This is a genomic window from Bradyrhizobium sp. (assembly GCF_030654605.1).
Lineage (GTDB): Bacteria > Pseudomonadota > Alphaproteobacteria > Rhizobiales > Xanthobacteraceae > Bradyrhizobium.
In genome coordinates this window covers 1-4,644 of the sequence record NZ_JAURXB010000128.1, presented here as the reverse complement: position 1 = coordinate 4,644, position 4,644 = coordinate 1, and the positions used below count along the sequence as shown (strand labels likewise).

At 63.8% G+C, this 4,644-nt stretch carries 8 protein-coding genes and 1 pseudogene; 4 read left to right on the top strand and 5 right to left on the bottom strand.

Annotated elements, in window-relative coordinates:
• Positions 1–220, top strand: a 220-nt coding sequence (locus tag Q7U29_RS12945) for a PIN domain-containing protein (protein ID WP_304741967.1), incomplete at its 5' end; no start/stop codon positions are given.
• Positions 221–256: 36 nt separating this feature from the next.
• Here the strand turns inward: Q7U29_RS12945 and Q7U29_RS12940 are convergent.
• Entirely contained in the window at positions 257–400 is a 144-nt protein-coding gene (locus Q7U29_RS12940; RefSeq protein ID WP_370691750.1) for a hypothetical protein, read from the bottom strand.
• Between the two features lie 267 nt (positions 401–667).
• Positions 668–916 (bottom strand): hypothetical protein, encoded by a 249-nt coding sequence (locus Q7U29_RS12935; RefSeq protein ID WP_304741964.1) that lies wholly within the window; start codon positions 914–916, stop codon positions 668–670.
• A 402-nt stretch (positions 917–1,318) separates the two neighbouring features.
• Here Q7U29_RS12935 and Q7U29_RS12930 point away from each other — a divergent pair, with 402 nt between their 5' ends.
• The 3 genes and pseudogenes from Q7U29_RS12930 to Q7U29_RS12920 all read left to right on the top strand — a co-directional run bounded on the left by Q7U29_RS12930 (position 1,319) and on the right by Q7U29_RS12920 (position 2,724).
• Positions 1,319–1,774, top strand: a complete 456-nt coding sequence (locus Q7U29_RS12930) for an Hsp20 family protein (protein WP_304741962.1) — start codon at positions 1,319–1,321, stop codon at positions 1,772–1,774.
• A gap of 72 nt (positions 1,775–1,846) precedes the next feature.
• Positions 1,847–2,167: pseudogene (locus Q7U29_RS12925) on the top strand (hypothetical protein).
• Positions 2,168–2,343: 176 nt separating this feature from the next.
• Positions 2,344–2,724: a ClpXP protease specificity-enhancing factor SspB gene (locus Q7U29_RS12920; RefSeq protein ID WP_370691749.1), complete on the top strand. Its 381-nt coding sequence runs from the start codon at positions 2,344–2,346 to the stop codon at positions 2,722–2,724.
• Here the strand turns inward: Q7U29_RS12920 and Q7U29_RS12915 are convergent.
• From Q7U29_RS12915 to Q7U29_RS12905, 3 genes are all read right to left on the bottom strand, one after another.
• Positions 2,713–3,498: a 2-keto-4-pentenoate hydratase gene (locus tag Q7U29_RS12915; RefSeq protein WP_304741960.1), complete on the bottom strand. Its 786-nt coding sequence runs from the start codon at positions 3,496–3,498 to the stop codon at positions 2,713–2,715. The genes Q7U29_RS12920 and Q7U29_RS12915 overlap by 12 nt on opposite strands.
• A gap of 54 nt (positions 3,499–3,552) precedes the next feature.
• Positions 3,553–3,918, bottom strand: coding sequence for an RNA polymerase-binding protein DksA (gene dksA / locus Q7U29_RS12910; protein ID WP_304741958.1), 366 nt, complete (start codon positions 3,916–3,918; stop codon positions 3,553–3,555).
• Positions 3,919–4,150: 232 nt separating this feature from the next.
• Positions 4,151–4,561: a flagellar assembly protein FliX gene (locus tag Q7U29_RS12905; RefSeq protein ID WP_304741955.1), complete on the bottom strand. Its 411-nt coding sequence runs from the start codon at positions 4,559–4,561 to the stop codon at positions 4,151–4,153.
• Positions 4,562–4,644 lie beyond the last annotated feature (83 nt).

Genomic DNA, 4,644 nt, shown 5'->3' with positions numbered 1-4,644 from the left:
TCTGAGCGCGGAGATCGTCGTCCTGCCGTTCGACGCGGAAGATGCGCGCGAGGCCGGGTTCATCCGCGCACATCTGACACCGCTTGGCATCCCGAGCGGCAACTCCGATGTGCTGATCGCCGCACAGGCACTGCGCAGAGGATTGACGCTTGTCACCGCCAATGGCGGCGAATTCGAGCGTGTGCCGGGACTGCTCGTCGTGAATTGGAGGGCTGGATGAACGTCGGAGCGCAACGCGTTCTCACACGTGTCCGCCTCAGTACGACCTGCGGCCCGCCGGCACAGCCTTCGCCTTGCGCGGACCGGCGGCTTCCATCTCCCGCAATACCTTGCGCAGGCCGCGCGCCGAGGTCAAAGCGCGCGTGATATTCTTGTCCAGAGAGTTTTCCTCGAAGAACAACACCACCTCGCAACAGGGGCACTGCCTGGAATAGCCGGCCTGGACCCGGCGCGCGCGGTCCCGGAACACATTCCTGCATCGGGTGCAGCAGACCTGAACTGAATCGTCCTTTGACGTGGATCATCCGGGAAAATCGATATCGCGACGCGCGCAAACGCCGCGTCGCAGTTAAGGCCGATAATCCTGAAATTTATCGAAACGATGCGCGGCGGACGCCGTTGCGATGGATTTCCGGTTAAGAAACCGTTGCGGGCGGACGCTGCCGTGCTACCGCCGCCGGGCCACGGCCACACCGAGCAGGAACGCCACCAGCAGCGAGCCGAGCGGCGCTTCGCGGGCGATGTTGGCGATGATGCTGAGCGGCATTCCGGGTTTGCGGCCGGACTCGATGGCGTCAGAGACGCGGTGGGCCGCGCCCTTCACCGCGTCGGAAACTTCCGCGATGGTGGACTTGGGCTCCGGCACGGGGTCCAGGCCATCATAGACGTAGGGCGGCTGCGAGGTCTGGTCGTTCATGGTTTTCAATCTCCGTCTTGCTCGCAGGCAATCGATCAGACGGAAATTGGTTCCGCGCGGCGGCTTGCGCCGCAACGCTTTCAGCCCGGCTGAACACCTTCAGCCCGGCTGAACACTTTCAGCCCGGGTTGATCCAGGCTGGCGGATTCCCGGATGGCGCCAGCGGCCCGCGCCTTCGCGCGATCCGCTGGCTTCATCCGGGCTACGGGACCGTTACCAATGATACCCCGCAGCGCCTTCAAAGAATTTTCGCGATCCCCTTGAAACCAAATCGCGCTTTGCTAATTTTTTTGTCGCCACCATGAAGTGGCGTCCGGGCGCCCTTCGGGCCCGGCCTGAGACGGGCACCGGAAACGTGTCCGGTGCCGCTCGTAACCAACTTGCTCATTGGAGGATTTGGCTATGCGCACCTACGACTTTTCGCCCCTCTGGCGTTCGACCATCGGCTTCGACCGCCTGTTCGACCTCGCGGAGGCCGCCCAGCGGGCCGGCGAGGACAATTATCCGCCCTACAACATCGAACGGCTTGCCGACGACCGCTACCAGATTTCGCTGGCGGTTGCGGGCTTCTCGCCCGACGAGATCTCGGTCACGGCGGAGCAGAACGTGGTCACCATCGAAGGGCAAAAGCCCGAGAAGGTCGAACGCGAGTTTCTGTACCGGGGTATTTCGACCCGAAGCTTCAAGCGCCAGTACAGCCTTGCCGACCACGTCGTGGTCAGGGGCGCGACATTCGACAATGGCCTGCTGAGAATCGAACTGGTTCGGGAGATTCCCGAAGCCATGAAGCCGCGGCGTATCGCCATCAGCGGTGCCTCCGCCGGCAACGTCCAGCAGCTCGAAGCCAGAGCGGCCTGACAAATCCTTTGACGATGCCGCGCGCAATACAGCGCGCGGCATTCCGCCCTCGTCTGTGAAATGGAGGAAACCATGCGGCCGACGACCGCTTTCGATGACAATGTGTTCGACATCCACGCGCTGCTTCACCCCGGCACGCTGTTCGATCATCCCAGGGACGTCGTGTCCCATCCCTCGCTGAGCCTGACCGAGAAGCGAGCCATCCTCGCATCCTAGGCATCCGATGCCAGCGCGATCGCCTCATGCCCCGCGCTGCGCGCGCCGGCGGGTCTGAAGGCGCCCGTAACCATCGATGAAATTCTGGAGGCCCTTTGCGAGCTCGATGGCGGGCCGCGCCCGCCCGGCGGCAAACCCTACCGGCTGCGTTCGGCAGAACGGTGCCTCGCGGCGTAACCAGGCGACGGCGGTCGAGGCAATAACCGCGACCGCCCCAAGCCGCAGGCGTCCAAGGACATCTGCGATGCGCCCGCACGTTCAATGCGTGTTGAATCCGTCATTCGCACGAAACGCATGAACCATCCGCATCGATGACCCGACAACCTGAAATCCAATCGAGCCGCGGGCATCAGATGAAATCCGGTTTACTTTCCTTGCTGGCATTGATGCTGCTTTCATCGGCGGCTGCGGCCGAGCCCTGCGGGTTCGTCCCGGAACGGCAGGTGATGGCGCACGAGATCAGGCAAGCCGGCGAGCGGCGGCCGGTCCACATCACGTTTCAGACCGGGGCCGAAGGCGTGAAACTTCCGGCCCACCTGAAGGCGCAATATCCGGAAGAAATGACCGTCGTGCTGCAGCACGAATTCCAGGGCCTGAAGGTGACCGATGATCTACTCGAGGTCGGCTTGTGGTTCAGGCGCAGGCCGGAACGGCTGGTGGTGCCCTTGCGCGCGATCACGAGCTTCTATGATCCTGCGGTGCAGGAGTGCCCCCGCCAAAATTCAGGAGAATGAGACCAGCACATTCCCCAGCCCGGACAATTCCATCTTCACCTTGTCGCCGGCGTTGAGCCACACCGTCTTGACCAGGCTCCCGGTCAACACGATCTGCCCGGCGTGCAAACCTTTTCCTTCGGCGGCGAGATGGTTGGCGAGCCAGGCCAGCGCGTTGTGGGGATGGCCGAGCACATCGGCGCCGGTGCCCTGCCCCGCCAGCTCGCCGTTGATGATGGCGCGGCCGGTCACGGCTCGCAGATCGGGCGCCTTGGTGCGCGACACCGGCTCGCCGAGCACGCAGCCGGCGGCGAAGAAATCATCCGCCACCAAAGTCGGCGCGCCCATCGTCTCCCATTTGACGTAGCGGTCGTCGACGATCTCGATCGCGGGAAAATAGGCCTCGATCGCCTCGGCCACCCACTCGGCCGTGAACGGCGCCTCCGACGGCGGCATGTCGCGCGCGAGTTTGACGGCGATCTCGCATTCGACGCCGACCCGGACGAAATCGGCCGCAGCAAGTTGCGCACCGCTGTCATGAACGCCTTTTGCAAAGACGCCGCCGCCGCAGGGATGGGGGATGCCGAGATATTGCTGCATCACCGCGCTGGTGCAGCCGATCTTGTAGCCGACCATGGCGCCGAACTGCGGCAGCAGCAGATCGTGCACCGCGCGCTGGATCCGGTAGCCGTCGGCCTCGTCCTTGGGTGCTACGGCCGCGTCCAGCGAATTCAGCGGCGTGCGGCCGCGGCGGGCGGCGGCGATGGTCCGGGCGGCCGCGAGAATGTTGTCCATCGCCGGCGGCTTTCAGTTCGACTCAACAAAATGACCGCACGCGGCGGCCACATTCTACTCGTCGCGATAGACTTTCTCGCGTTTCTCGTGACGCTCCTGGGCTTCCACCGACAGCGTCGCGATCGGGCGGGCTTCCAGCCGCTTCAGCGAGATCGGCTCGCCGGTCTCCTCGCAATAGCCGTAGGTGTTGTCTTCGATGCGCTGCAGCGCGGCGTCGATCTTGGAGATCAGCTTGCGCTGGCGGTCGCGGGCGCGCAATTCAATGGCGCGGTCGGTTTCCGACGAGGCCCGGTCGGCGAGGTCGGGGTGGTTGACGTTTTCTTCCTGCAGCGTCTGCAACGTAATGCGGGATTCGCGCAGGATCTCGTCCTTCCATGCCAGCAGCTTGCCGCGAAAATATTCGCGCTGGCGGTCGTTCATGAAAGGCTCTTTTTCGGTCGGTCGATAGTTCTTCAACTTTTCCAAGGCCAGCCCATTTTCACGTGCAAGGCGGGCGGAAATGGTCCGTCCGCGCGCGCCTTATATAGCGGCGTGTTGTGACAGACAATATCGCTCGAAACGGGAAAGCCTGCCGGCGCAAGGGTTTCGCGAGGGTTTCCTGGGGAATTCACCAGGGTTTCACGCAGGAACCTGTGAAAAACCGCTCGCCCGGTCAGAACTGCCCGGCTTTGGCCAGTTCGACTTCGACCCGCAGTTCAATCTCGGACAGTACCGCGTCGAGCCCGGGGTCGCCGGAGGAGGATTTCAGGTTGGCGGCGGCGGCGCGCAGCCGGTTGACGGTGGAAGCGTCGAAATTGCCCGACAACAGCCCGAGTTTGAGGTCATCCAGCACGTCGAGCGCGCCTCTACCGCGCTGCACCGAACGTTTGCGGCGCTCGGTGGGATCCTCGACACCCTGCAGCGCCAGCAGCGCATCGATGTTGCCGGCCGCTTTCGGCGGGGCGGCGGAGCGGGTCTCGGCCGCCGTGGTCGCCTCCGGCAGCGAAAAACCGGTCGACGAGCTTCGCTTGGCGTTGCCGGCAGAGCTCCCGAGAGTGGTGCCGTTCGGTCCATAGATGCGCATGATTTGGTCTCGCGGTGTAAGCGGCAGCATCGCCTCCCCGTGGTTAACGAAACGTGAATCGCCCGGCAGAATTTGCCGGGAAG